24 protein-coding genes and 1 pseudogene are annotated in these 24,709 nt (G+C 68.0%); 20 read left to right on the top strand and 5 right to left on the bottom strand.

The genetic code is table 11. The annotated features are described in order from the left end of the window. The first annotated feature begins 54 nt into the window (after positions 1 to 54). Both LOK44_RS29930 and LOK44_RS10575 read left to right on the top strand, forming a co-directional pair. Entirely contained in the window at positions 55 to 1,203 is a 1,149-nt protein-coding gene (locus LOK44_RS29930; RefSeq protein ID WP_237569952.1) for a glycosyltransferase family 4 protein, read from the top strand. Further along, entirely contained in the window at positions 1,200 to 2,780 is a 1,581-nt protein-coding gene (locus tag LOK44_RS10575; RefSeq protein WP_237569951.1) for a right-handed parallel beta-helix repeat-containing protein, read from the top strand. Before LOK44_RS29930 ends, LOK44_RS10575 begins: the two co-directional genes overlap by 4 nt. Before the next feature lie 3 nt (positions 2,781 to 2,783). Here the strand turns inward: LOK44_RS10575 and LOK44_RS10570 are convergent, their stop codons facing one another. The 3 genes from LOK44_RS10570 to LOK44_RS10560 are packed head-to-tail and all read right to left on the bottom strand — an operon-like array spanning position 2,784 to position 6,649. Continuing rightward, positions 2,784 to 4,121, bottom strand: coding sequence for an O-antigen polymerase (locus LOK44_RS10570; RefSeq protein WP_237569950.1), 1,338 nt, complete (start codon positions 4,119 to 4,121; stop codon positions 2,784 to 2,786). Next, complete coding sequence (locus LOK44_RS10565; protein ID WP_237569949.1) at positions 4,118 to 5,287, bottom strand: hypothetical protein; 1,170 nt, start codon at positions 5,285 to 5,287, stop codon at positions 4,118 to 4,120. Before LOK44_RS10565 ends, LOK44_RS10570 begins: the two co-directional genes overlap by 4 nt. A gap of 42 nt (positions 5,288 to 5,329) precedes the next feature. Next, positions 5,330 to 6,649: a hypothetical protein gene (locus tag LOK44_RS10560; protein WP_237569948.1), complete on the bottom strand. Its 1,320-nt coding sequence runs from the start codon at positions 6,647 to 6,649 to the stop codon at positions 5,330 to 5,332. Between the two features lie 369 nt (positions 6,650 to 7,018). On the opposite strand from LOK44_RS10560, the gene LOK44_RS10555 reads away from it, so the two are divergent. The 15 genes from LOK44_RS10555 (at position 7,019) to sppA (ending at position 19,606) form a co-directional block, all read left to right on the top strand. Further along, positions 7,019 to 9,022 carry a cellulose biosynthesis cyclic di-GMP-binding regulatory protein BcsB gene (locus LOK44_RS10555; protein WP_237569947.1) on the top strand — a complete coding sequence of 668 codons (2,004 nt, stop codon included), beginning with the start codon at positions 7,019 to 7,021 and terminating at the stop codon, positions 9,020 to 9,022. Positions 9,023 to 9,191: 169 nt separating this feature from the next. Then, a complete protein-coding gene (locus tag LOK44_RS10550; RefSeq protein ID WP_237569946.1) occupies positions 9,192 to 11,543 on the top strand; it encodes an arylsulfatase in 2,352 nt (783 codons plus the stop codon). Further along, positions 11,543 to 12,229: a hypothetical protein gene (locus LOK44_RS10545; protein ID WP_237569945.1), complete on the top strand. Its 687-nt coding sequence runs from the start codon at positions 11,543 to 11,545 to the stop codon at positions 12,227 to 12,229. Before LOK44_RS10550 ends, LOK44_RS10545 begins: the two co-directional genes overlap by 1 nt. A gap of 4 nt (positions 12,230 to 12,233) precedes the next feature. Continuing rightward, the gene (locus LOK44_RS10540) at positions 12,234 to 13,118 is read left to right on the top strand and encodes a formylglycine-generating enzyme family protein (RefSeq protein ID WP_237569944.1); all 885 of its coding nucleotides are present in this window, start codon (positions 12,234 to 12,236) and stop codon (positions 13,116 to 13,118) included. Positions 13,119 to 13,409: 291 nt separating this feature from the next. After that, positions 13,410 to 13,778 (top strand): 50S ribosomal protein L14, encoded by a 369-nt coding sequence (gene rplN, locus LOK44_RS10535; RefSeq protein ID WP_029115811.1) that lies wholly within the window; start codon positions 13,410 to 13,412, stop codon positions 13,776 to 13,778. Further along, positions 13,779 to 14,096, top strand: coding sequence for a 50S ribosomal protein L24 (gene rplX, locus LOK44_RS10530; RefSeq protein WP_163918948.1), 318 nt, complete (start codon positions 13,779 to 13,781; stop codon positions 14,094 to 14,096). It abuts the gene before it with no gap. Between the two features lie 2 nt (positions 14,097 to 14,098). Further along, complete coding sequence (gene rplE / locus LOK44_RS10525; protein ID WP_163918947.1) at positions 14,099 to 14,671, top strand: 50S ribosomal protein L5; 573 nt, start codon at positions 14,099 to 14,101, stop codon at positions 14,669 to 14,671. 2 nt (positions 14,672 to 14,673) lie between these two features. Next, complete coding sequence (locus LOK44_RS10520; RefSeq protein WP_163918946.1) at positions 14,674 to 14,859, top strand: type Z 30S ribosomal protein S14; 186 nt, start codon at positions 14,674 to 14,676, stop codon at positions 14,857 to 14,859. A 151-nt stretch (positions 14,860 to 15,010) separates the two neighbouring features. Beyond that, on the top strand, positions 15,011 to 15,409 hold the full coding sequence (gene rpsH / locus LOK44_RS10515) for a 30S ribosomal protein S8 (protein WP_163918945.1): 399 nt from the start codon (positions 15,011 to 15,013) through the stop codon (positions 15,407 to 15,409). Positions 15,410 to 15,422: 13 nt separating this feature from the next. Further along, positions 15,423 to 15,962 (top strand): 50S ribosomal protein L6, encoded by a 540-nt coding sequence (gene rplF, locus LOK44_RS10510; protein WP_237569943.1) that lies wholly within the window; start codon positions 15,423 to 15,425, stop codon positions 15,960 to 15,962. 2 nt (positions 15,963 to 15,964) lie between these two features. After that, complete coding sequence (gene rplR / locus LOK44_RS10505; protein WP_237569942.1) at positions 15,965 to 16,378, top strand: 50S ribosomal protein L18; 414 nt, start codon at positions 15,965 to 15,967, stop codon at positions 16,376 to 16,378. A 37-nt stretch (positions 16,379 to 16,415) separates the two neighbouring features. Then, positions 16,416 to 17,090 (top strand): 30S ribosomal protein S5, encoded by a 675-nt coding sequence (gene rpsE, locus LOK44_RS10500; protein WP_237569941.1) that lies wholly within the window; start codon positions 16,416 to 16,418, stop codon positions 17,088 to 17,090. A 2-nt stretch (positions 17,091 to 17,092) separates the two neighbouring features. Beyond that, positions 17,093 to 17,287 carry a 50S ribosomal protein L30 gene (gene rpmD / locus LOK44_RS10495; RefSeq protein ID WP_163918941.1) on the top strand — a complete coding sequence of 65 codons (195 nt, stop codon included), beginning with the start codon at positions 17,093 to 17,095 and terminating at the stop codon, positions 17,285 to 17,287. Next, entirely contained in the window at positions 17,284 to 17,724 is a 441-nt protein-coding gene (rplO, locus tag LOK44_RS10490) for a 50S ribosomal protein L15 (protein WP_237569940.1), read from the top strand. Before rpmD ends, rplO begins: the two co-directional genes overlap by 4 nt. 109 nt (positions 17,725 to 17,833) lie before the next feature. Next, a complete protein-coding gene (sppA, locus tag LOK44_RS10485) occupies positions 17,834 to 19,606 on the top strand; it encodes a signal peptide peptidase SppA (protein WP_237569939.1) in 1,773 nt (590 codons plus the stop codon). Positions 19,607 to 19,873: 267 nt separating this feature from the next. Here sppA and LOK44_RS10480 read toward each other — a convergent pair. Beyond that, a pseudogene (locus LOK44_RS10480) lies at positions 19,874 to 20,772 on the bottom strand (SAM-dependent methyltransferase). 13 nt (positions 20,773 to 20,785) lie between these two features. After that, complete coding sequence (locus LOK44_RS10475) at positions 20,786 to 21,688, bottom strand: class I SAM-dependent methyltransferase (protein ID WP_237569938.1); 903 nt, start codon at positions 21,686 to 21,688, stop codon at positions 20,786 to 20,788. Positions 21,689 to 22,001: 313 nt separating this feature from the next. Between LOK44_RS10475 and secY the strand changes: the two genes are divergently transcribed. From secY to map, 3 genes are read left to right on the top strand one after another with little or no spacing between them, the layout of a single operon-like run. Then, positions 22,002 to 23,327, top strand: coding sequence for a preprotein translocase subunit SecY (gene secY / locus LOK44_RS10470; protein WP_163918935.1), 1,326 nt, complete (start codon positions 22,002 to 22,004; stop codon positions 23,325 to 23,327). Next, positions 23,324 to 23,869, top strand: a complete 546-nt coding sequence (locus tag LOK44_RS10465) for an adenylate kinase (RefSeq protein WP_237569937.1) — start codon at positions 23,324 to 23,326, stop codon at positions 23,867 to 23,869. The genes secY and LOK44_RS10465 overlap by 4 nt, the downstream gene beginning before the upstream one ends. Before the next feature lie 28 nt (positions 23,870 to 23,897). After that, entirely contained in the window at positions 23,898 to 24,701 is an 804-nt protein-coding gene (gene map, locus LOK44_RS10460) for a type I methionyl aminopeptidase (RefSeq protein ID WP_237569936.1), read from the top strand. The last annotated feature ends 8 nt before the right edge of the window (positions 24,702 to 24,709 follow it).

The following is a 24,709-nucleotide window of genomic DNA, read 5'->3' as shown; positions in this document are numbered from 1 at the left end:
AAGTAATCGACAGCACCGTAACCTGGGACCGTCCGATCGAGATCAGGAGGCGATGTGCCGGAAGCCCGAACCAGCGGCCGCCCCGTCGATCTCCTCTTCGATGCACGGCACGTGCATCAGAGCGGCATCGGTACCTACATCCGTACCCATCTCCCGCATCTCGAGGACGCCGCGGCCCGCCACGGTCTCTGCCTGGCAGTCCTGGCCGGTCAGGACTCACTGCCCGACCTGCGCCCGGACACCGACGTCGTCGTAGCGTCGGATCCGGCCGCGCCCATGTACTCCGGGGCGGAACAAGGGGTGTGGCGGCACGCGTTCGACCAGATCCGACCGCGGGCGGTGTGGCTGCCGCACTACCCATACCCGATAGCCAGGCTGCAGCCCCGCAACCGCCGGATGCTGACCTACGTCACCGTGCACGACACCATCCACGTCCTGCCGCAGAGCATCAGCGGCCAGAGCTTCGCGTACCGCATGTACGCGCAGCTGATGCTGCGCGCCGACGCGCGGTCGTGCCGGCGAATCTTCACGCCGTCGGAGGCCACCGCAGCGGCGGTGCGGAGCATCGCGTCGTCCGCGCGCGTGCAGGTGGCACCGATCCCGGTCGACGAGGTGTGGCTGGAGCCGGTAGATCCGAGCCTGTCCCCGGTCGACGGCCGCTACCTGCTCTACGTCGGAAACACCAAGCGGTACAAGAACCTACCGCTGTTGCTCGAGGCGTTCTCCGACGTGGCAGGCGCCGTTCCGCACAAACTGGTCATCGCCGGGGGAGGCGCCACGGTGCGGACCATGGACGAACGGGTCCGCCGACTCGCCGAGGACCACGGCGACCGGGTGGTGTTGATCGGGCAGGTCGAGTTCGCGGTACTGCGGGCACTGGTCGCAGCCGCCGAACTGCTGGTGATGCCGTCCCTGCACGAAGGCGCCGGGCTGCCCCCGCTGGAGGCCATGGCATCCGGTACGGCCGTGCTGTCGTCGAACATCCCGGTGCTCCGCGAGACGTGCGGTGACGGCGCCGAGTACTTCGACCCGCACGACCGCGCGGGTCTTGCCGAGCTGATGCGCCGATACTGCGAAGACGACGTGGCGCGCGCCGAACTCGCGGTGCGGGGACTCTCCCACGTCACCACGCGTCAGCAGCGGATCGACCCTGCACTGGCCGCCGACTCGATCTGCCGGGAACTGGCCTCGAGCACGCGGTGAGCACCACGAGGCGCCGTCTTCTGGCCGGCCTGCCCGCCGCAGCCGCCGTCACCCTCGTGGCGGGATGCCGGGGAGGCGGCGGCCCGATGGTCGACGTCAGGAGCCACGGTGCCGTGGGCGACGGGATCGCCGACGATTCACGGGCCGTCCGCGCGGCCGCGGCGGCGGTCCGATCAGGCGGCACACTTTACTTCCCGTCGGGCACCTATCGGTTCGCGCAGCGTCACCCACCGGGAACCGCGGCCATACTGATCGCCGGCGTCTCCGACGTCGCGGTCGTCTTCGAACCCGATGCCGAACTGTTCATGGACAACCTCGACCCGGCCCTGGGCGCCGGGACCAGCCATGGCCTCCTGGTCCGAGGCCCGGCCTGGCGAATCACGTTGCGCAACGTCAACATTCGCTGGGCACCGGGTGCCCGCCGATCCCTGGGGGACGGGATCAGGGTCGTGGGCTGCCCTGCTCCCAGTTCCGCCGCGCCGCACCCGTGGTCGAGGCCGAGGGCGCCCGTGGCCGGTGTGACGTTGACGGGTTGCGCCGTGCGGTCGAGCCCCCAGGCCGGCGTGATCATGATGGGGGTATCCGGCATAGCGATCACCGGCCTACGCGTCTCCGACAGCCGGGCCGACGGCCTGCACTTCAACGCCTGCCGTCGGGCAGTGATCAACGGATACGCCGCGCGCGACACCGGTGACGACGGACTGGCCCTCGTCACCTACTTCGCCGATCGGTTCGCCATTGACGCTGCAGCACATACCTTTTCGTTTCCGAATCTGACCGATTGGTCCAACGCCGACTTCGCCATCGCCAACGTCAGCGTAACCGGGGGCACCGCGAACGGCGTCCGCATCGCGGGCGCACAACGGGTCGCCATCGGCGCCCTCGCGGTCACCGGGGTGCGCGGCGGATCCGCCGTCATGGTCGACTCCGCGGCACCGGGCACCGACGTGGGATGGAACTACGTGGCCAGCCGTGCGGTGCGCGTCGCCGACGTCACCGTAACCGACTGTGACACCGGCATCCACCTACTGGCACGGCCCAGCGACACCGGCGACCCGCGCTTCACCGACTTCGACGTACACGTCGACGACGCCGAACTCGACGGGTGCAGCAATTGGGCGGTGCGCGCGGAGACGTTGAGCGGACGGGAAGTCAGTGGCCTCGCGATCGACGACTGCAGCATCTCGTCGACGTCGACGACGGGCGGCAGCGGGGGCGTCGGGATCGACGACGCCCGGGGAATCACACTTGGAAGATTGAAGATTCGGCACACGACACCGGTCACCGTGTTCTCGGTGGGCAACGCCGATTCGCTCGCCGTCGACCAGATGACCGTCGTGATCGATCAGACCGAGGCGCCCGCGGCCACTCCGGCGCCCTGCATCGTCCTCGACTCCAGTGCGGGCTTCATCGACGAGCTGCGCGTGCGCTGGCCGGCTGCGCCGGCTCCATGGGTGCCCGTGCGGATGTCCCCCGCCGACCACTGCGGCAGTGGCGATCTCCGCGACGCGGCCGTTGGCATCGGCACTCTGGAGATCACCCCGCCGGTGGTCGAGTCGACGGTCGGGTGCTCCTAGCGGCTAGACCCGTTCCGACGGCTCTCGCGGTGGCCGGATCCGCGCCGCGAGCACGGCACTTCCGGCCGTGAGCAACAGCAGGAAGACCACGATGCCGTAACTCAGGATCTGCACGCGCCACACCTCGAGGAAGCAGTACGCGACCACGCCCGACGATGCGGCGATCACGGGGCTGAAGCTGAATATTCGGGCGAACGCGTATCCGGCGAAACCGTAGGCCACGATGGTGTAGAGCCAACCCCAGCTCCCGTACTCGGAGTAGATGTCGGCGAACACCGAGTTGGTGAAGAAGTTCCCGGCGAACGACACCGAATAGCCATACACCGACGCCTGTTTCCAGCTGTCGTCCTTGGCCACCTTGTTGAATTGCAGGAACGTGGGCTGAATGGCGTCCAGTGACGTCACCGCACCGCCCTGGTTCTCCCACGCACCGCTCATCACCGCCGTGGAGACGCCGAGCTGTACCTGCGCGGGCACGGCCAGGTAGGCCCCGGTCTGATACAGGTTCATCGCCACCGGGTTCGACACGCCCGCTTCGCGGTAGTAGTTCGCGTTGCGGAAGTAGTTGAGTGCCGTCAGCACTGCGAATCCGGTGAGCACGATCAGTGCCACCGCCACCCACGTCCGCGCTCGCGAACCGCTCGTCTGACGCCGTGGTTCCCGGCTCCTGACCCACGCGGCGAGGTAGACCGCGCAGGCCATCATCAACGCCAGCCGGGAGGCGATCATCGCGTTGGCGACCAACAGCAGGACCGCGGCGACCATGTAGGGCCACCCGATGACCTTCTTGCGCCAGAGATGAACGCCGATGGGAGCAGCCAGGATAGTGGCGTAGCGCAGTGTCTGCGGACCGGCGAAACCCGACAGTGCGTTGCTGAAGTCGTTGGCGGTCTGTTCACTCAGCGATTCGACGATCGCGGCGATGCCGCCCACCCTCATGAAGGAGTAGCCGACGCCGACCACACCGGCCGCCAGCAGGATGAAGAAGTACCGCCGCTCGAACCAGGAGGTGTTGGTCCGCTCGGTGCCGAGCAGCGGACGCGTCCGCTGGGCGCCCAGCCAGAAGCCGACCGTCGACACCATCACGATAGCGCCGTACCACAGGAGGAGCAGGGCAATGCCTCCGCCCGTGGCGTTGGCCGGCGTCGAAAAGCCGTTCAGCGCTTCGGACATCGTGCCTGCGAGTCCGAGTTCGCGGGTGGCGACCAGACCCCACCACGCGAGGAACGACGCGGTGACCGGGGCCAGAATGAAGACCGCCGGCCGGAACCACGCCGGCGCAAGACGCGGCGCGTCGGCGCCGCCCACGACGGGGTCGAGGCCGGCCGTCGTGGTCGTCACCGGGCGAACCGTTCGCGGACCCGGCGGGAGCCGAACGAGGCGGCATACTCGGGTGCCCCTCGGACCGCGGCGCAGTGGTAGACGACGGCGGTGATCGTCTCGGACACGACGAACGCGAGGAAGATCGCGGAGATGTTCTCCCACACCAGCAGGAAGCCGACGCTCACTGCGAGGTAGACCACCGTGCTGGCTCCGCGAATCCAGAACACCAGCACCGTCTCACCCGCCTTGCGGAGCGCGGCGAACGGCACGGTCGAGACCAGGGTGACGACCTTCCAGAGACACCCAAGCAGCATGGCGACGGCTCCCACGGCATGCCACGCAGGTCCGAAGACCAGGCTGCCGAGACCCCCGAACGCGGCCATCAAGACCACGGCCATGCCGACGGCGAACACGGCGACGAACGCCTTGAGTTCGCCGCGATGACCGTGTGCGAGCAGCCGGTACCTGCCGTACGCCAAAATCGGCTCCACCGCCCCGGCGACCGTCGTGATGACGCGGAAGGTCACCGACGCCACCGGCCCGACCATGACCAGCAGGACCGAGGTGATCGCCGGTTGCACCGCACCCACGACTGCGGTCTCGCCGGTGACCCAGCTCGACCGCCGAACGTCCGGCGGGAATCCCATGTGCGGCATCGATCGTCGGGGGTGATAGCGCACCACCACGGCCAGGAACGCGCCCAGCGCGAGAACCCGCACGCAATGCGGGTTCTGCTGAGCCGAGAGCAGGAGCGCGACGACGCTGCTGACGATCAACGCCCCGGCGCCGAGCCCTTCGCGCTTCCAATCGCCGGTGACCACGCCGATGGAGCGGGACATCAGCAGACCCGTCATGATGCCGATGGAACTGGCCATCAGCACCGGCGAGGAAGCGACCGCGGGCCCGACCGCCAGCAGACCCGCGGCGGCGAGGGCGACGGCCACCACCCAGGCGGGCAGGCCCAGCGTTCCCTCGGCGTCCGGCGTCGCCAACCGACCCTCCACGACGAAGGCGTTGAAGAGCTGGGCGACGTAGACGCCGACGGCGAGGGCCAGCGCGAGGAAACCCTGCGTCTCGATGGGGGCGATGCGCGCATAGATCGCGATGAAGATCGCCGGAAACACGTTGAGCGCCAAGCCGGCGCCGACCTGAACGGCCGTGTGCAGGTGCCGGGTGTCAGGCATCGCTCCACCACCCAGCCTGCCGACGCGGTGGCATCCTGGCTCTCACCGGGAGGTCGGCCGTCCGCCCGCGCCGTCCGAGACCAGCTGCGAATCAACGGCTTCCGTGCTCGGCCGCCGCCTCCCTAACCCTTGGCGCTGGGACCGGTGGTAGGTGAAGACCGCGACCGCCGGCGCAGAACTGGACGCGGTGGCCGATCGCAGCGCCAGGGCCGCGGGCACGGTGTCGGCGTCGAGTCGTGCCACCAGCACGATGTCGGTGGCCGACCCGATGACGTCGGGTGACAGCGTCGAGTCACCGACGGCGCCGCCCAGGACGACCCGCGTCGACGGCGACGTCTCCGAGGCAGGGCTCGAGTGCTGCCCCAACGGGGTCGTCGCATCTGCGAGCGGCTGACTCTCGGCGGCAGCGAACTCCAGCAGCGACGCCACGACGGGCGCCCCAGAGGATTCCGAAGCCCCGATCACCAGGACGACGCGACTCGGCCCGGGGGAGGGGCACTGCGCGTAGAGGGTGCGTGCCAGCCGCCTGTGGTCGTCTGCCCAGTCGTCGTTGGCCGGCACGTCGAGGTCCACCGCAGGCAACAGCACGCCGTCGACGCCATCGGTGATCGTCTTGACCAACGAACCCCGACCCGAACGTCGTCGCCGCGCAAGCAGGAAGGCCATCACGACCGAGCCGCCGAGGAGTGCACCGAGGAACACCCCGATGACCCACTGAGCAGTACTCGGGCGATTGGGCAGGGGCGGTTGAACGACCATCAACGTGGCGGCCTCCACGGATTGGAGTTCTACGCTCTCGCGCACCTGCGCGAGCTGCTCCCGACGCAGCGGATCCGTGGAATCGCGCTGCTGCCACCGCGTCAGTGTCGGCAGGATCGTGCGGAGCTGCACGTCGGCCCGCCGCTCGAGGTCTTGTCGGTAGAGGTCGATGGCCGTCTGCACGGTTCTGATGGCGTCGGAACTGGAATCGGCGCTATAGCTGATCGTGATCACCGCGGACTCGCTGGCCTGTGCGACGTTGAGCTCAGCCGGACCGTCCATGGCCATCTTCCTGGCCACGGCGTCGCTGAAACCCTCCCCGGAGAGGTATGCGATCTCGCCGGCCACGAAAGTCGCTGCATTGCCCTGGTTGTCAGGCGTGATCTGGTCAGCCCCTCCCGCGATGGCAATGAGGTCCGCCGGATTCTTCAGGCGTAGGAACGCCGTCGCGGTGGTGTCAGACGCCAGGGTGCCGAACGCCAACCCGCCGATGAGCCCGCCGATGCAGGCACCGATGATCGCGGCCAGGATCAGCTTGGTCATCGCGAAGCGGGTTTCGAGTGACGTCATCGTCGCGATCGCGGGCGCGGGCACTTTCGACACGCTTGCAGACAACTTCTCGGCGCTCCGTCCTGGGCCTCACAGTGCGATCAACATCGTAATCGAGGCCGTGCGCTGCGCCGGTCGAACACTTCGACGATGCGCACATGCGCGTGCGGCTCAACGCGTCTCCTCCGCAACGCATGTCGCCGCCGTGCAGATACAGCAAATTCGTGGTTGCCCGCTTGGCTCTCAATGCCACCAATGCTAACGAACTCGACGCCGGCTGCGACCCATTTGCGCAGGTCTCGAAGCGGAGCGGTGACGAGTGAATTGTCCGCCGCGCGTTCTCCACCGCGGTACACCGTTTGCCGGTATCGTCCGACGCCGGGAATGAGATTCGCAAGCCCACTCACCGAAACTGGAGCGGCAGTGTCTCTTGAGTTCAGGCCACCATTCCGGCGGCGCAAGCGTGACAACGGCATTGGCGTGGCACTGTCCATGCTCCTGTCGATGCTGCTCGTCACCGCACTCGGCGCACCCCAGGCGGCGCACGCCGACCCGCTGAACTCGAACCTCGAGCCCGGTGCCGAACTGTCCCTGCCATGGACCGGACTCGGCTTGCCGTCGGAGATCACCCTCGCCGGGGCCAACACCAACCAGGACTTCACCGTCCCCGTGCCCTCCGGTTTCGCGGTCACCCGACTGCGCGGTCTCATCCACTCCCCGGTGGACTTCGGCGCGGGCTTCGTGGAGATCGTCGACGGCAACGGACGATTCCTCGCAACCGTGGACCTCCCCGCCGTCACGCCGAGCCAAGCCGTGGTGCCGTTCGACGTCGACGTCTCTGCCGCCGCGGTGACCGATGCGCGGCTCGCGCTCTCCCTGACGGTGCGAGAGCCCGGACGTCCAGCCCAGGAGCGATGTGGCCTCGGCGAGCGGGTGCTCATCAGCGATCTCACGGCAGTGTTCGCCGGGACCGAGCCCGCACCGACCACGATCGCGACGTTCTTCCCGTCCGTCCTGCAGCGCGTCGTGATCCATGCCCCTGTCGACGCCGACGATGCCGAACGGCAGGCGGTGCTGACACTCGCTTCGGCGATCTCCCGCATGTACCGGCCGCAAGCGGTGGCGATCACCGTGGTCAACCAGCCCCGCGGTGCCGCGCCACCGCCGGCACCCCAGCTCACCCGTGCCATCGTGGTCGAGCGGGGCGATGCAGGCCTCGATGTCGTCAACGCCGACAGGGCCAACGTCTTCCTCAAGGTGACCGGTCGCGGTGACCAACTCGCCGATCAAGCGTCCCTCGTGGTCAACGAGTTGCAGTCGCTGGCGCAGGTTCCGAACGCGCGGGTCGACAAGGCGGGCTCGGTGACTGCCTCCAGCCCGCAGGCCGACGAGATGACCTTCGGCGCTCTGGATCTCGCTGGCGAGACCGCCGTCCTGCGGACCGGCAAGCTCACGGTGGGTGTGGACCGAGCGGCGCTGGGTGCCCGCGTCGACGGTGTGAAGGTGCATCTGATGGCCACCCATACCCCCGTCTCGGCCATGGATTCCGCGACGCTGATGGTCAGCGTGAACGGGCAGGCGGTACACGCCACTCCGCTCAACGACAGCGGGCGCGTCGACGCGACGTTCGAGGTGCCTGGTGAATTCCTCAGGCAGCGGGTCGGTTTCGAGTTCGACCTGACGTTCAGCCCGCGCCAGCTGTGCAGCCCGACCATAGCGCCGATGGCATTCCAGCTCGACCCCAGATCGACCATGACGGTTCGGCGTGACGGCCCACCGCTGGGCGGCTTCGACGCCGTGCCATCGGAGCTGACCCCCGAGTTCCTCGTGGCCCTCGACGGAAGCAACGCCAACCAGCTCGACTACGCGACTCGGGTCGTGGCCGAGATCGCACGGCAGTCCGGCAACGACCTGGCGCCCCGCGTCGTCGACGTCAAGGCCGCGGCCGACGCCAGCACCGGCGCGCTGATCGTGGCTAACGCCGCCACGATCAAGCAGACCTCGATGCGCCCGCCGATCGGTGGCGAGGGCAGCGACGTGCAGGTCGACCTGCGGGACGAACTGCGCGCCGACATCGATCGCGGCTTGGCGTCGGTTCAGGTGTTCGCCGACGAGCCTCGCGAACGCACGGTGGTCCTCGTCACCACCAGCGGGGCGTGGTCACTGGTGGAGCCGTTGTTCTCCTACCTCGATCAGCTGCCCGGGGGATGGGCCGGTGTCGACGGGAACGTGCTGGCAGCCGGCACCGACGGGACCGTCACCGCCCTCTCGATCCAACCGGGCGACACCCCGCAGGCGGCGACGCCCGAAGGTGGGACCGACCGCTCGGCGTGGCTGGCGATCGGCGCCGGAGTACTCGTACTCGCCGCGCTCGCGGTGGGCGCCGCGCTGTTGTGGCGCCGTCGGCGCACAACTCCCACGGACTGAGCGGCTCGGCACGAAACCCGTTGAACCGAATGTGGTTCGGCGTCTCGAGTGTGGACTGTGCACGAGCGCCCGACGCCCCCGTCAATTCACCCGCAGGGCAGTGACCCGGCGGGGTAGTCTCCTGACGTCGGCGAGGGCAGGCAATCCACCCATCTCAGGACGAGGCGGCATGACTTCGGAATTCAGCGGACGCATAGAACTCGACGTCCGCGACTCGACACCGGACTGGGGCCCCTACGCCGCGCCCACCGCACCGCCGGGCTCACCCAACGTGCTCTACCTGGTCTGGGACGACATCGGCATCGCCACCTGGGACTGTTTCGGCGGACTGGTCGAGATGCCCGCCATGAGCCGGCTGGCCGAACGCGGCGTACGGTTGTCGCAATTCCACACTACCGCACTGTGTTCGCCCACCAGGGCATCGCTGCTGACCGGACGCAACGCCACGACGGTCGGCATGGCCACCGTCGAGGAGTTCACCGACGGCTTCCCCAACTGCAACGGCCGCATCCCCGCCGACACCGCACTGCTCTCGGAGGTGCTCGAGGAGCGGGGCTACAACACCTACTGCGTGGGCAAGTGGCATCTGACCCCGCTCGAGGAATCGAATCTGGCTGCCACCAAACGGCATTGGCCGCTCGCGCGCGGCTTCGAGCGGTTCTACGGGTTCATGGGCGGCGAGACCGACCAGTGGTATCCCGACCTCGTGTACGACAACCACCCGGTCACGCCGCCGGCCACCCCGGAAGACGGCTACCACCTGTCGAAGGATCTCGCGGACAAGACGATCGAATTCATCCGCGACGCCAAGGTGATCGCACCCGACAAGCCGTGGTTCTCCTACGTCTGCCCAGGCGCCGGGCACGCGCCGCACCACGTCTCCAAGGAGTGGGCCGACAGGTACGCCGGTACGTTCGACATGGGCTACGAGCGCTACCGCGAGATCGTGCTCGAGAACCAGAAGGCGCTCGGCATCGTCCCGCCCGACACCGAGCTGTCGCCGATGAATCCCTACCTCGACGTGACCGGTCCGAACGGGGAACCGTGGCCGCTGCAGGACACGGTCCGGCCGTGGGACGGACTCGACGACGACGAGAAGCGACTCTTCAGCCGCATGGCCGAGGTGTTCGCCGGGTTCCTCACCTACACCGACGCCCAAATCAGCCGAATACTGGACTATCTCGAGGAATCCGGGCAACTCGACGACACGATCGTCGTGGTGATCTCCGACAACGGCGCCAGCGGTGAGGGCGGGCCGAACGGCTCGGTCAACGAGGTCAAGTTCTTCAACGGATACATCGACACCGTCGCCGATGGCATGCGCGTCTACGACCAGCTGGGAGGTCCGGAGACCTACAACCACTACCCGATCGGGTGGGCGATGGCGTTCAACACGCCCTACAAGCTGTTCAAGCGCTACGCATCGCACGAGGGCGGCATCGCCGACACCGCAATCGTGTCCTGGCCCAACGGAATCAAGGCTCACGGTGAGGTTTGCGACGCCTACGTCAACGTCTGCGACGTCACGCCCACCATCTACGACCTGCTGGGCATCACTGCGCCCGACGAAGTCAACGGAATCCGGCAGAAACCGCTCGACGGCGTCAGCTTCAAGGCGGCGCTGAACGATTCGGCCGCGGACACCGGAAAGCACACGCAGTTCTACACGATGCTCGGCACCCGCGGCATCTGGCACGACGGCTGGTTCGCCAACACCGTGCACGCCGCCAGTCCAGCGGGCTGGTCGCACTTCGACTCCGACCGATGGGAACTGTTCCACATCGCCTCCGACCGCAGCCAATGCCACGACCTGGCAGCCGAGCATCCCGAAAAACTCGAGGAACTCAAGCAACTCTGGTTCGACGAGGCCGCCAAGTACAACGGCCTGCCCCTGTCGGACCTGAACATCTTCGAGACCATCATGCGCGAACGGCCGTATCTGGCGAGCGGGCGCAACCACTTCACCTACTACCCGGACGCGTCCGAGGTCGGCATCGGTGCGGCTCTGGAACTGCGCGGGCAGTCCTTCTCCGTGCTGGCCGAGGTCACCATCGACAGTCCCGACGTCGAGGGCGTGCTCTACAAACAGGGCGCCGGGCACGGTGGACACGTGCTGTTCGCTCGCGACGGCCGGTTGCACTACATATACGACTTCATGGGCGAGGACGAGCAGGAAGTCGTCAGTGCCGAACCACTTCCGCTCGGCGCGCACGTCGTCGGGGTTCGATACGACCGCACGGGCACCGTCGATGGCAGCCACACGCCGCTCGGCGACGTGTCGATGTACGTCGACGGTCGAGTGGTGGCGGACAGGTCCGGTGTCCGCACCCACCCGGGCACCTTCGGGCTCGCCGGCGGCGGGGTCGCCGTCGGCCGCAACACCGGACAGGCCATCTCCGATTCGTACCGGGCGCCGTTCCCGTTCACCGGTGGCACGATCGCAAAGGTGGTCGTCGACACCTCCGGCACGCCGTACGTCGACGTGGAACGCGAACTCGCCCAGGCGTTCGCGAAGGACTGATGAACCTCCGATACGTCAGCACCGTCGCGCTCGCGTGTGCGGCGGTGGTCGTGTCGGGCTGCGTGCGCGTCACCGACGGTCGCTCGGTCGCCGACGGATGGTCCGAGCCGCCCGCCTCGGCGCCGGCGACGTCCAGCACGAGCGCTGCCAATCAGCCCGAGCCGGGCATCATGCCGACGTCCGAGGCGCCCGTGCCCGCTGGACCCGTCACCTGCGCCCCCGAGGTGGTGCCCCGCGTGGGATACGTCGCCGCCGTCGACGACCCCCGGGCGCCCCAGATCGTGATCGGCGTCCCCGAGGGCTGGAGCTTCACGGGTGGCACGGGTGACGTCGCGGGGACGTTGACCGGTCCCGAGCAGATGACGGCGACCGTCACGATCGCGACCACCGATCTCGACCCCGCCGCCGCGTTTCGCGGCTATGCCGACGACAACATGGAGCAGTCGGCGGTGAGCGCCGTCAGCGTGCTGCCAGGGGAACTGTGCGAGTTCAGCGGCCAGAAGCTGATGGGTTCGTGGTCGGACATCCCCGGGACGGCAGTCGAGTTCCGCGACCGAATCGTCCACCTACCGACCGACACCGCGAACTATCTCGTCAGCGTGCACGTCGAGGCGCCGTCCGGAGCCGACGCGTTCGACGCTGCAGGCGACGTGCTCACCGCCGACTTCGAGGTACGGATGCCGTGATCGCATGCTGACCGACCTGATCCCGCTGCGCGGCGGCGCCTTCTCGATGGGTTCGAGCGACTTCTATCCCGACGAGGCCCCGGTCCACACCGCGACCGTCGAGGACTTCGCGATCGAGCGCCACCCCGTGACCAACGCCCAGTACGCCGAGTTCGTCGCCGACACCGGGTACGTCACCGTCGCCGAACGCGCGCTCGACCCGGCGCTCTACCCGGGTGTCGCCGCCGCGGACCTGCAGCCCGGTGCCCTCGTCTTCCGGCCGACCCCCGGCCCGGTCGACCTGCGGGACTGGCGCCTCTGGTGGGACTGGGCGCCCGGCGCGAGCTGGCGGGACCCGTTCGGCGCGGGCAGCGGCATCGACGCGATCGCCGATCACCCGGTGGTGCAGGTGGCCTATACCGACGCGGCGGCCTACGCCCGGTGGGCGGGGCGCAGGCTGCCGGCCGAGGGGGAGTGGGAGTACGCCGCGCGTGCCGGCGCAGGCACCATCTATCCATGGGGCGACGACGTCACGCCTGGCGGGACGCTGATGGCCAATACCTGGCAGGGCCGGTTCCCGTACCGCAACGACGGCGCCGCAGGCTGGGTCGGCACATCGCCGGTGGGCACGTTCCCCGAGAACCGGTACGGCTTGGTCGACATGATCGGCAACGTCTGGGAGTGGACCACGACGCGGTACTCACCCCGGCGGGCAGGAGCGCAGGGTGCAGCGCCGGGCTGCTGCACGCCGAGCCTCGAGCCCGACCCGTCGATCAGCCAGACGCTCAAGGGCGGCTCCCACCTGTGCGCCCCGGAGTACTGCCACCGGTACCGTCCCGCCGCGAGATCCGCGCAATCCCAGGACAGCGCGACCACCCACATCGGCTTCCGCTGCGTGGTGCCCGGATAGCCGCGCCCGGGTAGGGTCGTCGGCGTCGAGCGTGCGCGAAGTCGGGTTTTCGCCCGGCGTGTCGCCCGCAGACACGCACGCTCGGCGGGGTAGCAGGTGGGCGTCGAGCAGCGATTTGGTGCATTCGACGTGCTCACCTAGTATGTAGGGGTTGCCTTGGGCAGACCTCGGCTGTTCGCGAAGATGTGAATCCTCATCGACTTGAACGGCCCTGCGTGCCCTTAGACAACGAAGACCGCGTACGCCGAGGGTTTTTTGCTGCTCGTCGTGCATCGAAATCGAGGAGATCGAGTGATTCAGCAGGAATCCCGGCTGAAGGTCGCCGACAACACGGGTGCCAAGGAAATCTTGTGCATCCGCGTTCTCGGTGGCTCGGGTCGGCGATACGCCGGCATCGGCGATGTCATCGTGGCGACCGTCAAGGACGCCATCCCTGGCGGAAACGTCAAGCGGGGAGACGTCGTCAAGGCCGTCATCGTCCGCACCGTCAAGGAGCGTCGCCGCGCCGATGGCAGTTACATCAAGTTCGACGAGAATGCGGCCGTGATCATCAAGGCCGACAACGATCCGCGTGGCACCCGCATCTTCGGCCCGGTCGGGCGCGAACTGCGTGAGAAGCGCTTCATGAAGATCGTCTCGCTGGCTCCGGAGGTGTTGTAAGTGAAGGTGCACAAGGGCGACACGGTCCTCGTCATCTCGGGCAAGGACAAGGGCGCGAAGGGCAAGGTCCTCGAGGCCTACCCCGGCCGCGAGAAGGTCTTGGTCGAGGGCGTCAACCGAATCAAGAAGCACACCGCCGTCTCGAGCAATGAGCGTGGCGCGTCGTCGGGCGGCATCGTCACCCAGGAAGCCCCCATCCACGTGAGCAACGTGATGGTGGTCGACTCCGATGGCAACCCGACCCGCATCGGCTACCGGCGCGACGAAGAGACCGGCAAGAACGTTCGGGTGTCGAAGAAGAACGGCAAGGACATCTAGACATGACCACCGCAGAAACCACCGAGAAGACGATCCCGCGGCTCAAGCAGCGCTACCGCGACGAGATCAAGGACTCCCTCAACAAGGAGTTCGAGTACGCCAACGTCATGCAGATCCCCGGCGTGGTCAAGGTCATCGTCAACATGGGCGTCGGCGACGCCGCCCGTGACGCGAAGCTGATCAACGGTGCGGTCAACGACCTCGCGCTGATCACCGGCCAGAAGCCGGAGATCCGCAAGGCCCGCAAGTCCATCGCACAGTTCAAGCTGCGCGAGGGCATGCCGATCGGCGCCCGCGTCACGCTGCGCAACGACCGCATGTGGGAGTTCCTCGACCGCCTGGTGTCGATCGCCCTCCCGCGTATCCGCGACTTCCGCGGCCTGTCGCCCAAGCAGTTCGACGGCAACGGCAACTACACCTTCGGGCTCAACGAGCAGTCGGTGTTCCACGAGATCGACGTCGACAGCATCGACCGCCCCCGCGGCATGGACATCACCGTCGTCACCTCGGCGACGACCGACGACGAAGGCCGCGCGCTGCTGCGTGCGCTCGGCTTCCCGTTCAAGGAGAACTGAGCATGGCAAAGAAGGCGCTGGTCATCAAGGCCAACAAGAAGCCGAAGTTCAAGGTGCGCGGCTACACCCGCTGCAACCGCTGCGGTCGCCCGCACGCGGTGTTCCGCAAGTTCGGCCTCTGCCGAATCTGCTTGCGGGAGATGGCACACGCCGGCGAACTGCCCGGCGTGCAGAAGTCCAGCTGGTAACACCACGAGCGCTCGGACGACCAGTTCGAGCAGCGACGAGCGCCCGCGCACCGCGCGAGCACACAGGCCAAAAGACCACTTAGAACAGCATTGCGGTAGGCCCCACAGATACCACTGAGGGAACCGCCGCGAGGAAGGTGAGCCGGTTGTCATGACGATGACTGACCCGATTGCAGACTTCTTGACGCGTCTGCGCAACGCCAACTCGGCGTATCACGATGAGGTGACCCTGCCCCACAGCAAGATCAAGGTGAACATCGCCGAGATCTTGAAGTCGGAGGGTTACATCACCGATTTCCACACCGAGGATGCCCGTGTGGGCAAGGCCCTCGTCGTTCAGCTGAAGTACGGCCCGAGCCGTGAACGCAGCATCGCGGGACTGCGCCGGGTGTCCAAGCCCGGTCTGCGCGTCTACGCGAAGTCCACCAACCTGCCGCGGGTGCTGGGAGGCCTGGGCGTGGCGATCATCTCCACGTCCTCGGGTCTGCTCACCGACCGCCAGGCAGCACGACAGGGCGTGGGCGGCGAAGTCCTCGCTTACGTCTGGTAGGGGAGAGACAAACATGTCGCGCATTGGAAAGCAGCCGGTCCTGGTTCCATCCGGGGTCGACGTAACGATCGACGGTCAGAACGTCTCGGTGAAGGGTCCCAAGGGCACCTTGGCACTCGACGTCGCCGAGCCGATCACCGTAACCCGCAACGACGATGGCGCCATCGTGGTCGCGCGTCCCGACGACGAGCGGCGTAGCCGCTCGCTGCACGGGCTGTCGCGCACCCTGGTGGCCAACCTCATCACCGGTGTGACCGAGGGCTACACCACGAAGATGGAGATCTTCGGTGTCGGCTACCGCGTCGCGCTCAAGGGCAACAGCCTCGAGTTCGCGCTCGGGTACAGCCACCCCGTGGTGATCACGGCACCCGACGGCATCACCTTCGCGGTGGAGACGCCCACCAAGTTCTCGATCACCGGAATCGACAAGCAGCAGGTCGGTCAGATCTCGGCGAACATTCGTCGCCTGCGCCGCCCGGACCCGTACAAGGGCAAGGGCGTTCGCTACCAAGGCGAGCAGATCCGCCGCAAGGTCGGAAAGACAGGTAAGTAGAAATGCCCGCTACCCAAGGAAGCCAGGCGACCGCGAAGCGGAAGCCCGTCGGCCAGAACATCTCCGAGACGCGTCGCGTGGCGCGCCTCCGCAGGCACGCCCGGCTGCGCAAGAAGGTCGCAGGCACCGCACAGATGCCTCGCCTGGTGGTCAACCGCTCGGCGCGGCACATCCACGTGCAGCTCGTCGACGACCAGCAGGGCGTCACGCTCGCAGCTGCGTCGTCCATCGAGGCCGACGTGCGTGCGGTCGACGGCGACAAGAAGGCACACAGCGTTCGCGTCGGACAGCTGATCGCCGAGCGCGCCAAGGCCGCCGGCGTCGACACCGTGGTCTTCGACCGCGGTGGGTACTCCTACGGAGGCCGCATCGCTGCGCTGGCAGACGCCGCGCGGGAAGGCGGGCTCAAGTTCTGATGAACGGCTTCGCGAAGATTATTGGAAGGACTGCATGATGGCCGAGCAGGCAACTGGTGCCGGCGGGCCCGGCAATACTTCGGACAACCGCGGCGGCGGACGTGGCGACAACCGTGGTCGTCGTGACGACCGTGGTGGCCGTGGTGGACGTGACGGCGGCGAGAAGAGCCAATACCTCGAGCGCGTCGTCGCGATCAACCGCGTGTCCAAGGTGGTCAAGGGTGGTCGGCGTTTCAGCTTCACCGCACTGGTCATCGTTGGCGACGGCAAGGGCATGGTCGGTGTCGGCTACGGCAAGGCCAAGGAAGTTCCCGCCGCCATCGCCAAGGGCGTCGAGGAAGCTCGCAAGGGTTTCTTCCGCGTGCCGCTGATCGGCGGGACGATCGTCCACCCGGTGCAGGGTGAGGCCGCCGCGGGCGTCGTGATGCTCCGTCCGGCCAGCCCAGGTACCGGTGTGATCGCCGGTGGCGCCGTGCGCGCCGTGCTGGAGTGCGCAGGCGTGCACGACATCCTGGCCAAGTCGCTCGGCAGCGACAACGCGATCAACGTGGTGCATGCCACCGTTGCCGCCCTGAAGATGATCCAGCGGCCCGAAGAGGTCGCAGCCCGACGCGGACTGCCCATCGAGGACGTCGCACCTGCGGGCATGCTCAAGGCCCGCCGCGAGGCGGACGCGGTTGCAGCGTCGGCCGCACGTGAAGGAAGCGCATAGTCATGGCTGAACTGAAGATCACCCAGGTGCGTGGCACCGTCGGTGCTCGCTGGAAGCAGCGCGAAAGCCTGCGGAGCCTCGGGCTGCGGAAGATCCGCCAGTCCGTCGTCCGCGAGGACAACGCGCAGACGCGCGGCCTGCTGGCCGTCGTGAACCACCTCGTCGACGTCGAGGCAGTGGAGGACGCGAAGAAATGACCATCAAGCTGCACGATCTGAAGCCCGCCCCCGGGTCCAAGACCGCCAAGACACGCGTGGGTCGCGGTGAGGGCTCGAAGGGCAAGACCGCAGGCCGTGGCACCAAGGGCACCGGGGCCCGCAAGAACGTCCCCGTGGGCTTCGAGGGTGGCCAGATGCCGATCCACATGCGGCTGCCGAAGCTCAAGGGCTTCCGCAACCGCTTCCGCACCGAGTACCAGGTCGTCAACGTCGGTGACATCAACCGGCTGTTCCCGCAGGGTGGCACCGTCGGCATCGACGAACTGGTCGCCTCCGGCGCCGTGCGCAAGAACTCGCTGGTGAAGGTGTTGGGCGACGGCAAGCTGTCGGTCAACGTGAACGTCACCGCGCACAAGTTCAGTGGCAGCGCCCGCGACAAGATCACCGCCGCAGGCGGATCGGCGACCGAGGTCTAGCCTCGACTCACCTCACACGTGAAGAACCCCCGCCCATGGCGGGGGTTCTTTCGTTTCGGCGCCCGGATCGTCACGGCGGGGTGATCGGGGCCGTCGGTAGGCTCGAACCATGTTCAGCCTCCTGTCCGGCGTTCCGGGCACCGACGAAATCCGAGCGATCGCGCGCAAGGTCGACACCGCCCGGCACCACGGCGTGCCCAACGGCTGCGTCCTCGAACTCGACCTGCAGAGCGTGCCGAACGAGACCGGTGGCTTCGACCCGATGGTGCTGCTCTCGGGCGGCCGCCCCCTCCTGCTGCGCGAGGCGGTCGCCGCCATCCACCGCGCCGCCGAGGACCGCCGCGTCGCCGGGCTGATCGCCAGGGTGCAGGTCGTCGCCGCGGCGCCCGGACCCGTGCAGGAGCTGCGCGAGGCCATCGCCGCGTTCACTGAAGTGAAGCCGTCGATCGCGTGGGCGGAGACCTACCCGGGAACGATGTCGTACTACCTGGCGTCGGCGTTCCACGAGGTGTGGATGCAGCCCTCGGGCACGGTGGGCCTGATCGGCTTCGCCACCAACGCCCTGTTCCTGCGCGACGCGCTCGACAAGGCGGGCGTGCAGGCGCAGTTCGTGGCCCGCGGCGAGTACAAGTCGGCCGCCAACCTCTTCACCCACAGCGAGTACACCGAGGCGCACCGCGAAGCGGACACCCGCCTCGTCGAGAGCCTGCACGGCCAGGTCCTCGCCGCGGTCGCCGAATCCCGGCATCTGAGCGCGGCCGACATCGACGCGCTCGCAGACAAGGCTCCGCTGCTGCGCGATGCCGCCGTCGCCGGAAGACTCGTCGACCGCATCGGCTTCCGCGACGAGGCCTACGCCCGCATCGGTGAACTGGCAGGCGACGGGCCGGAATCCGCCCACGCCGACGGCCCGGACGCGCCGCCGCGCCTGTTCCTGTCGCGCTACGCCCGCGCGCACGGACCCGCCGGGCCGTCGGTCCCGGGCCGGAAGGGCAAGCCCACCATCGCCGTCGTGACGCTGCACGGGCCGATCGTCAGCGGCCGCGGCGGACCCCAGCTGTCCCCGCTGGGCAGCTCAAGCGCGGGCGGCGACACGATCGCCGCCGCGCTGCGGGAGGCCGCGGCCGACGACTCCGTCTCCGCGGTCGTGCTGCGCGTCGACAGCCCCGGTGGCGCCGTGACCGGGTCGGAGACCGTGTGGCGCGAGGTGACCCGGTTGCGCGAGGCGGGCAAGCCGGTCGTCGCGTCCATGGGTGGGGTCGCCGCATCCGGCGGCTACTACGTGTCGATGGCCGCCGACGCGATCGTGGCCAACCCCGGCACCATCACCGGATCCATCGGCGTGGTGACCGGCAAGCTGGTGGCCCGTGACCTCAAGCGGCGCCTCGGCGTCGGGTCGGACGCCGTGCGCACCAACGCCAACGCCGACGCCTGGTCGCCGAACGCCCCGTTCACCGAGGAACAGCAGGCCCACGTCGAGGCCGAGGCCGACCTCTTCTACACCGACTTCGTCGAACGCGTCGCGCACGGCCGCGGGATGTCCGTGGACGACGTGCACGAGGTCGCGCGCGGCCGGGTGTGGACCGGCGCCGACGCCAAGGAACGTGGACTGGTCGACGAGCTGGGCGGACTGCGTACCGCCATCGACCGCGCCAAGACGCTGGCGGGCATCGACGCCGACACCGACGTGAAGGTGGTGAACCTGCCTGGCTCGTCGTTCCTGGACATGCTCCGGCCGAAGGCGTCCTCGCAACCGGCCGCGGCGTCGCTGCCCGACGCGCTGGGCGCGCTGCTCGGCCGGTCGGTCGCCGGAGCGGTGACGCAGGTCGAGCGGTCCTTCACCGGGGCGACCGCACTCTGGCTGGGTGACTTCCGGTTCTGACGGCGCCGACCCCGAAATCCCATTTCTGGGAACACTAGGGTTTCCCCCGATTCATCGGGGGTGGGTCGCCAGTAGCGTCATCAGTGCGAGTCGGGCATGCCGCCGGGGGACGGACGCCACGACGAGTCGAAGCGCCGAGGAATCGGTGTGTCCGGTGCTTGGCCTACCACTTGGGGGGTGGCAGGCAGTCCGTCCGCCACTGGGGGGTGGCGAGGCGGGCGGCGTTGGGGAAGTCCTGAACTCTTCCCCAACGCCAAGCGCCACCGGTCAGCCGTAGGTCGCGCTGAGGTAACTCATGTCGGCGAATGCGGCCATCAGACCGTCGTCCGGGAAGTCGAAGCCATTCGCCTCGTGCGCCTCGCGCGCCCCGGCGGCAGTGACGTTCCATCCCTTCGCCGTCAGGTACTCGACGACGTCGCTGCGATCACCCTGGTACACCAGCTCGCCATCTCGATGTCGGAGCCGATCTCCCGCATGCGATCGGTCAACTGCTTGGTCCGGTCGTCGGTGACCGCCGAGAGGTCCGGCACGTGCTCGGTGGCCAGCCTGCTGCCGGGCGCCGAGAGTGCCGTGATCTCGTCGAACAGGCGATCCTGCGCATCGGCGGGGAGATAGATCAGCAGGCCCTCGGCGCTCCACGCCGTCGGCTGCGTCGGGTCGAAACCATTGTCGCGCAGTGCCTTCGGCCAGTCCTGGCGCAGGTCGATCGCGATCGTGCGGTGGGTGGCGGTGGGTTCGGCGCCCAGTGTCGCCAACGTCGTCGTCTTGAACTCGATGACCTCCGGCTGGTCCACCTCGTACACGACCGTCCCGTCGGGCCACGGCAACCGGTAGCCGCGGGAGTCGAGACCGGACGCCAGGATCACCGCCTGCCGCACGCCGGCAGCCGCCGCGTCGAGGAACATCCGGTCGAACCACCGCGTGCGCACGGCCATGCCCTCGGCTGCGCGACGCGCGGTGAGCGCCGGGTCGACCGCGGCGAGGTTGATCTCGCCGTCGAGCATCCGGATGAAGAAGTCGGCGCCGACCGCACGCACCAGCGGCTCGGCGAAGCGGTCGTCGATCAGGCCGTCGCGGTGGCCCAGCGCGCGTTGCGCCGCCACCATCGTCGCCGTCGCGCCGACGCTCGATGCCAGATCCCAGCTGTCCCCATCAGTACGTGCCATGGGTGTGTTCCTCCTAATCCTTGATGGCGGTCAGGTAGCCGCCGCCCATCGACGCCAGCTCGTCGTCGGGCAGTTCGAAGCCGTTCGCGGCGAACGCCACGCGGGTCGGGCGGACGTCGACGCGCCAGCCGCGCTCCGACAGGTAGTCGGCCGCACTGTTGCGCTCGCCCAGATAGAACAGTTCGGCGAGGTTGATGGCCGAACCCACCCGCTGCGAGCGCTCGGTGAGCTTCTGCGCCCAGTCCGCGGGCAGCGACGCCATGTCCATGTGTTCGGTGGCCAGTCGGCTGCCAGGTGCGGACAGGGCGGTGATCTCGTCGAACAATCGGTCCTGCGCCTCCGGTGGGAGGTACACCAGCAGACCTTCCGCGATCCACGCTGTGGGCGCAGACGGGTCGAAGCCTGCGCCCCGCAGGGCGGCGGGCCAGTCGTCGCGCAGGTCGATCGACACGGTGCGCCGGTCGGCGGACGGTCGGGCACCGAGGTCGGCCAGCGTGCGGGTCTTGAATTCGATGACCTCGGGTTGATCGACCTCGAAGACCACCGTGCCGTCCGGCCACGGGAGGCGGTAGGCCCGGGTGTCGAGACCAGAGGCCAGGATGACGGCTTGGGCGACGCCGTCGCGCGACGCGTTGAGGAAGAGGTCGTCGAAGAAGCGGGTGCGCACGGCGATCTGTTCGTTCATCGTCCGGCGGTTGAGCAGCGGATCGCCCTCGCCGGCATCGACGTCGCCCTCGACGAGCGAGACGAAGTGGTCGACGCCGACGGCTCGGACGAGGGGCTCGGCCCATGGATCGTCCAGCAGCGCATCCGGGCCGCGAGACGCGGCGGCGCGGGAGGCGGCCACTGCGGTCGCGGTGGCGCCGACGCTGGACGCGAGGTCCCAGGTGTCTCCGTCGAATCTGGTGTCCGTCATGAAAGCTCCCAACTCTTGGTGGCGGTGATGGATGGCGAGTCCCGCATGGGGGCGAGGAGGCGCGAGCCGATTACTTAGCTGACTTAACGAGCTGACTCGACTGTACGCTCGGAAGCTGGGAGTAACCGGTGAGCGCCCCCGGTTCGGTGGATGCAGGCCGGACCGTGGGCAACTGTTACTCTCGTAGACTGTTTGACACGCGACTTCGCAGGCTGTGTGCCTGCGGCAGGATCGCGCCGGACGTAACCCATACGCTGGTCGTACCAGCCCCATTTGCACGCCGCGGCTCGGACTCGGCTGCGCAGGAGGAAGAGTGCTCTCGGCTTTCATCTCGTCGCTGCGGACGGCCGATCTCAGACGCAAGATCCTCTTCACTCTGGGCATCGTCATCCTCTACCGGGCGGGCGCATCGCTGCCGTCGCCAGGCGTGAACTATCCCAACGTCCAGAAGTGCATCGAGCAGGTCAGCGGTGGTGACTCCGCACAGATCTACTCGCTGATCAACCTCTTCTCCGGCGGGGCGCTGCTACAGCTGTCGGTGTTCGCGGTGGGCGTCATGCCCTACATCACCGCGAGCATCATCGTGCAGCTGCTGACCGTGGTCATCCCGCGCTTCGAACAGTTGCGCAAGGAAGGCCAATCCGGCCAGGCCAAGATGACGCAGTACACCCGCTACCTCGCGGTGGCGCTGGCGCTGCTGCAGGGCACGTCGATCGTGGCGCTGGCCGCCAACGGCGGACTGCTGCAGGGCTGCACGCTCGACATCATCCAGGACTCCGACATCTTCACGCTGGTCGTGATCGTGCTGGTCCTGACCGCGGGCGCATCGCTGGTGATGTGGATGGGCGAGCTGGTCACCGAGCGCGGCATCGGCAACGGCATGTCGCTGCTGATCTTCGCGGGCATCGCCGCACGCATCCCGGCAGAGGGCCAGACCATCCTCGAGGGCCGCGGTGGCGTGGTCTTCGCCCTGGTCTGCCTCGCCGCACTGCTGATCATCATCGCCGTCGTGTTCGTCGAGCAGGGCCAGCGCCGCATCCCGGTGCAGTACGCCAAGCGCATGGTGGGCCGCAAGATGTACGGCGGCACCTCGACGTACCTGCCGCTGAAGGTCAACCAGGCAGGCGTCATCCCGGTCATCTTCGCCTCGTCGCTGATCTACGTGCCTCAGCTGATCACCCAGCTGATCAGCAGCGGCAGCGCCGAGGCCGGCACCGGGTGGTGGGACAAGTTCGTCGCGAACTACCTGACCAACCCCGCCAGCCCCGTGTACATCGCGATCTACTTCGGCCTGATCGTGTTCTTCACCTACTTCTACGTGTCGATCACGTTCAACCCCGACGAACGCGCCGACGAGATGAAGAAGTTCGGCGGCTTCATCCCGGGCATCCGGCCCGGTAGGCCGACGGCTGACTATCTGCGCTACGTCCTGAGCCGCATCACGCTCCCCGGCTCGATCTACCTCGGCGTGGTGGCCGTACTGCCGAACCTCTTCCTCGAGATGGGCAACTCGGGATCGGTGCAAAACCTGCCGTTCGGTGGCACTGCGGTGCTCATCATGGTCGGCGTCGGTCTGGACACCGTGAAGCAGATCGAGAGCCAGTTGATGCAGCGCAACTACGAAGGGTTCCTCAAGTGAGAATCGTTTTGCTGGGGCCGCCCGGCGCGGGCAAGGGGACGCAGGCCGAGAAGCTCGCCGAGAAGCTCGCGATCCCGCACATCTCCACGGGGGACCTGTTCCGCCACAACATCACGAACGAGACCGAACTGGGCATCGAGGCCAAGAAGTACCTCGACGCCGGTGACCTGGTCCCCGCCACGCTCACCAACGCGCTGGTCGACGACCGCCTCGACGACTCGGACGTCGCCGAGGGCTTCATCCTCGACGGGTATCCGCGCTCGGTCGAGCAGGCCGAGGCACTGAGCGAGATGCTGGCCAAGCGCAACCTGAAGCTCGACGCCGTCGTGGAGTTCCGGGTCTCCGAGGACGAGCTGCTGAGCCGCCTGAAGAGCCGCGGTCGCGCCGACGACACCGAGGACGTCATCCTCAACCGGATGAAGGTCTACCGCGACGAGACGGCGCCGCTGCTCGACTACTACGCCGACGAACTCAAGACCGTGGACGCCGTCGGCAGCCTCGACGAGGTGTTCGCCCGGGCGCTGCGCGCCCTCGGTCGGTGAACCGGCCGCACGGCTTGATCGGACTGTCATGATCGGCTTGCCCGGGCTGCGGGGACGCAAGGTCGTCCCGCAACGCACCAGTGGAGAACTCGACGCCATGGCTGCGGCCGGTGCGTTGGTCGCCGCAGCGCTGAAGGCGGTTCGCACCGCTGCTGCGCCAGGCATGTCGACGCTGGAACTCGACCGCGTCGCCGAGAGCGTGATCCGCGATGGCGGCGGGATCCCGTCCTTCCTCGGCTATCACGGCTTCCCGGGGAGCATCTGCTCGTCGGTCAACGACCGCGTCGTCCACGGCATCCCGTCCGACGACGACGTCATCGCCGAGGGCGACCTCGTCTCCATCGACTGCGGCGCGATCCTGGACGGCTGGCACGGTGACGCCGCCTTCACCTTTGGAGTCGGTCAACTGATCCCCGCCGACGAGGCACTGTCCGAGGCCACCAGGACCTCCATGGAGGCCGGCATCGCCGCGATGCTGCCCGGCAACCGGCTCACCGACGTCTCGCACGCCATCGAGACCGGCACGCACGCGGCCGAGGAGAAGCACGGCCGCAAGTACGGCATCGTGTCCGGCTACGGCGGTCACGGCATCGGACGCGAGATGCACATGGACCCGTTCCTGCCCAACGAGGGCGCGCCGGGCCGCGGGCCCCACCTGGTCCCCGGTTCGGTGCTCGCCATCGAGCCGATGCTGACCCTGGGCACCACCCGCACCAGGGTCCTCGACGACGACTGGACGGTCGTCACGACCGACGGTTCGCGTGCCGCCCATTGGGAACACACCGTGGCCGTCACCGAAGACGGCCCGCGCATCCTCACGCTCGAGGCGTAGCCGAACAG

Origin of the sequence: Mycolicibacterium lacusdiani (genome assembly GCF_021916785.1) — a bacterium.
Taxonomy (GTDB): domain Bacteria; phylum Actinomycetota; class Actinomycetes; order Mycobacteriales; family Mycobacteriaceae; genus Mycobacterium; species Mycobacterium lacusdiani.
This window is presented reverse-complemented; position numbering and strand designations above follow the sequence as displayed.

Excerpts from the sequence above, each read along its gene's own strand:
- LOK44_RS10565 (WP_237569949.1), bottom strand. The coding sequence starts at position 5,287 with ATGCCTGACACCCGGCACCTGCACACGGCCGTTCAGGTCGGCGCCGGC.
- LOK44_RS10550 (WP_237569946.1), top strand. The coding sequence starts at position 9,192 with ATGACTTCGGAATTCAGCGGACGCATAGAACTCGACGTCCGCGACTCG.
- LOK44_RS10545 (WP_237569945.1), top strand. The coding sequence starts at position 11,543 with ATGAACCTCCGATACGTCAGCACCGTCGCGCTCGCGTGTGCGGCGGTG.
- LOK44_RS10540 (WP_237569944.1), top strand. The coding sequence starts at position 12,234 with ATGCTGACCGACCTGATCCCGCTGCGCGGCGGCGCCTTCTCGATGGGT.
- rplE (WP_163918947.1), top strand. The coding sequence starts at position 14,099 with ATGACCACCGCAGAAACCACCGAGAAGACGATCCCGCGGCTCAAGCAG.
- LOK44_RS10520 (WP_163918946.1), top strand. The coding sequence starts at position 14,674 with ATGGCAAAGAAGGCGCTGGTCATCAAGGCCAACAAGAAGCCGAAGTTC.
- rpsH (WP_163918945.1), top strand. The coding sequence starts at position 15,011 with ATGACGATGACTGACCCGATTGCAGACTTCTTGACGCGTCTGCGCAAC.
- rplF (WP_237569943.1), top strand. The coding sequence starts at position 15,423 with ATGTCGCGCATTGGAAAGCAGCCGGTCCTGGTTCCATCCGGGGTCGAC.
- rplR (WP_237569942.1), top strand. The coding sequence starts at position 15,965 with ATGCCCGCTACCCAAGGAAGCCAGGCGACCGCGAAGCGGAAGCCCGTC.
- rpsE (WP_237569941.1), top strand. The coding sequence starts at position 16,416 with ATGGCCGAGCAGGCAACTGGTGCCGGCGGGCCCGGCAATACTTCGGAC.
- rpmD (WP_163918941.1), top strand. The coding sequence starts at position 17,093 with ATGGCTGAACTGAAGATCACCCAGGTGCGTGGCACCGTCGGTGCTCGC.
- rplO (WP_237569940.1), top strand. The coding sequence starts at position 17,284 with ATGACCATCAAGCTGCACGATCTGAAGCCCGCCCCCGGGTCCAAGACC.
- sppA (WP_237569939.1), top strand. The coding sequence starts at position 17,834 with ATGTTCAGCCTCCTGTCCGGCGTTCCGGGCACCGACGAAATCCGAGCG.
- LOK44_RS10475 (WP_237569938.1), bottom strand. The coding sequence starts at position 21,688 with ATGACGGACACCAGATTCGACGGAGACACCTGGGACCTCGCGTCCAGC.
- map (WP_237569936.1), top strand. The coding sequence starts at position 23,898 with ATGATCGGCTTGCCCGGGCTGCGGGGACGCAAGGTCGTCCCGCAACGC.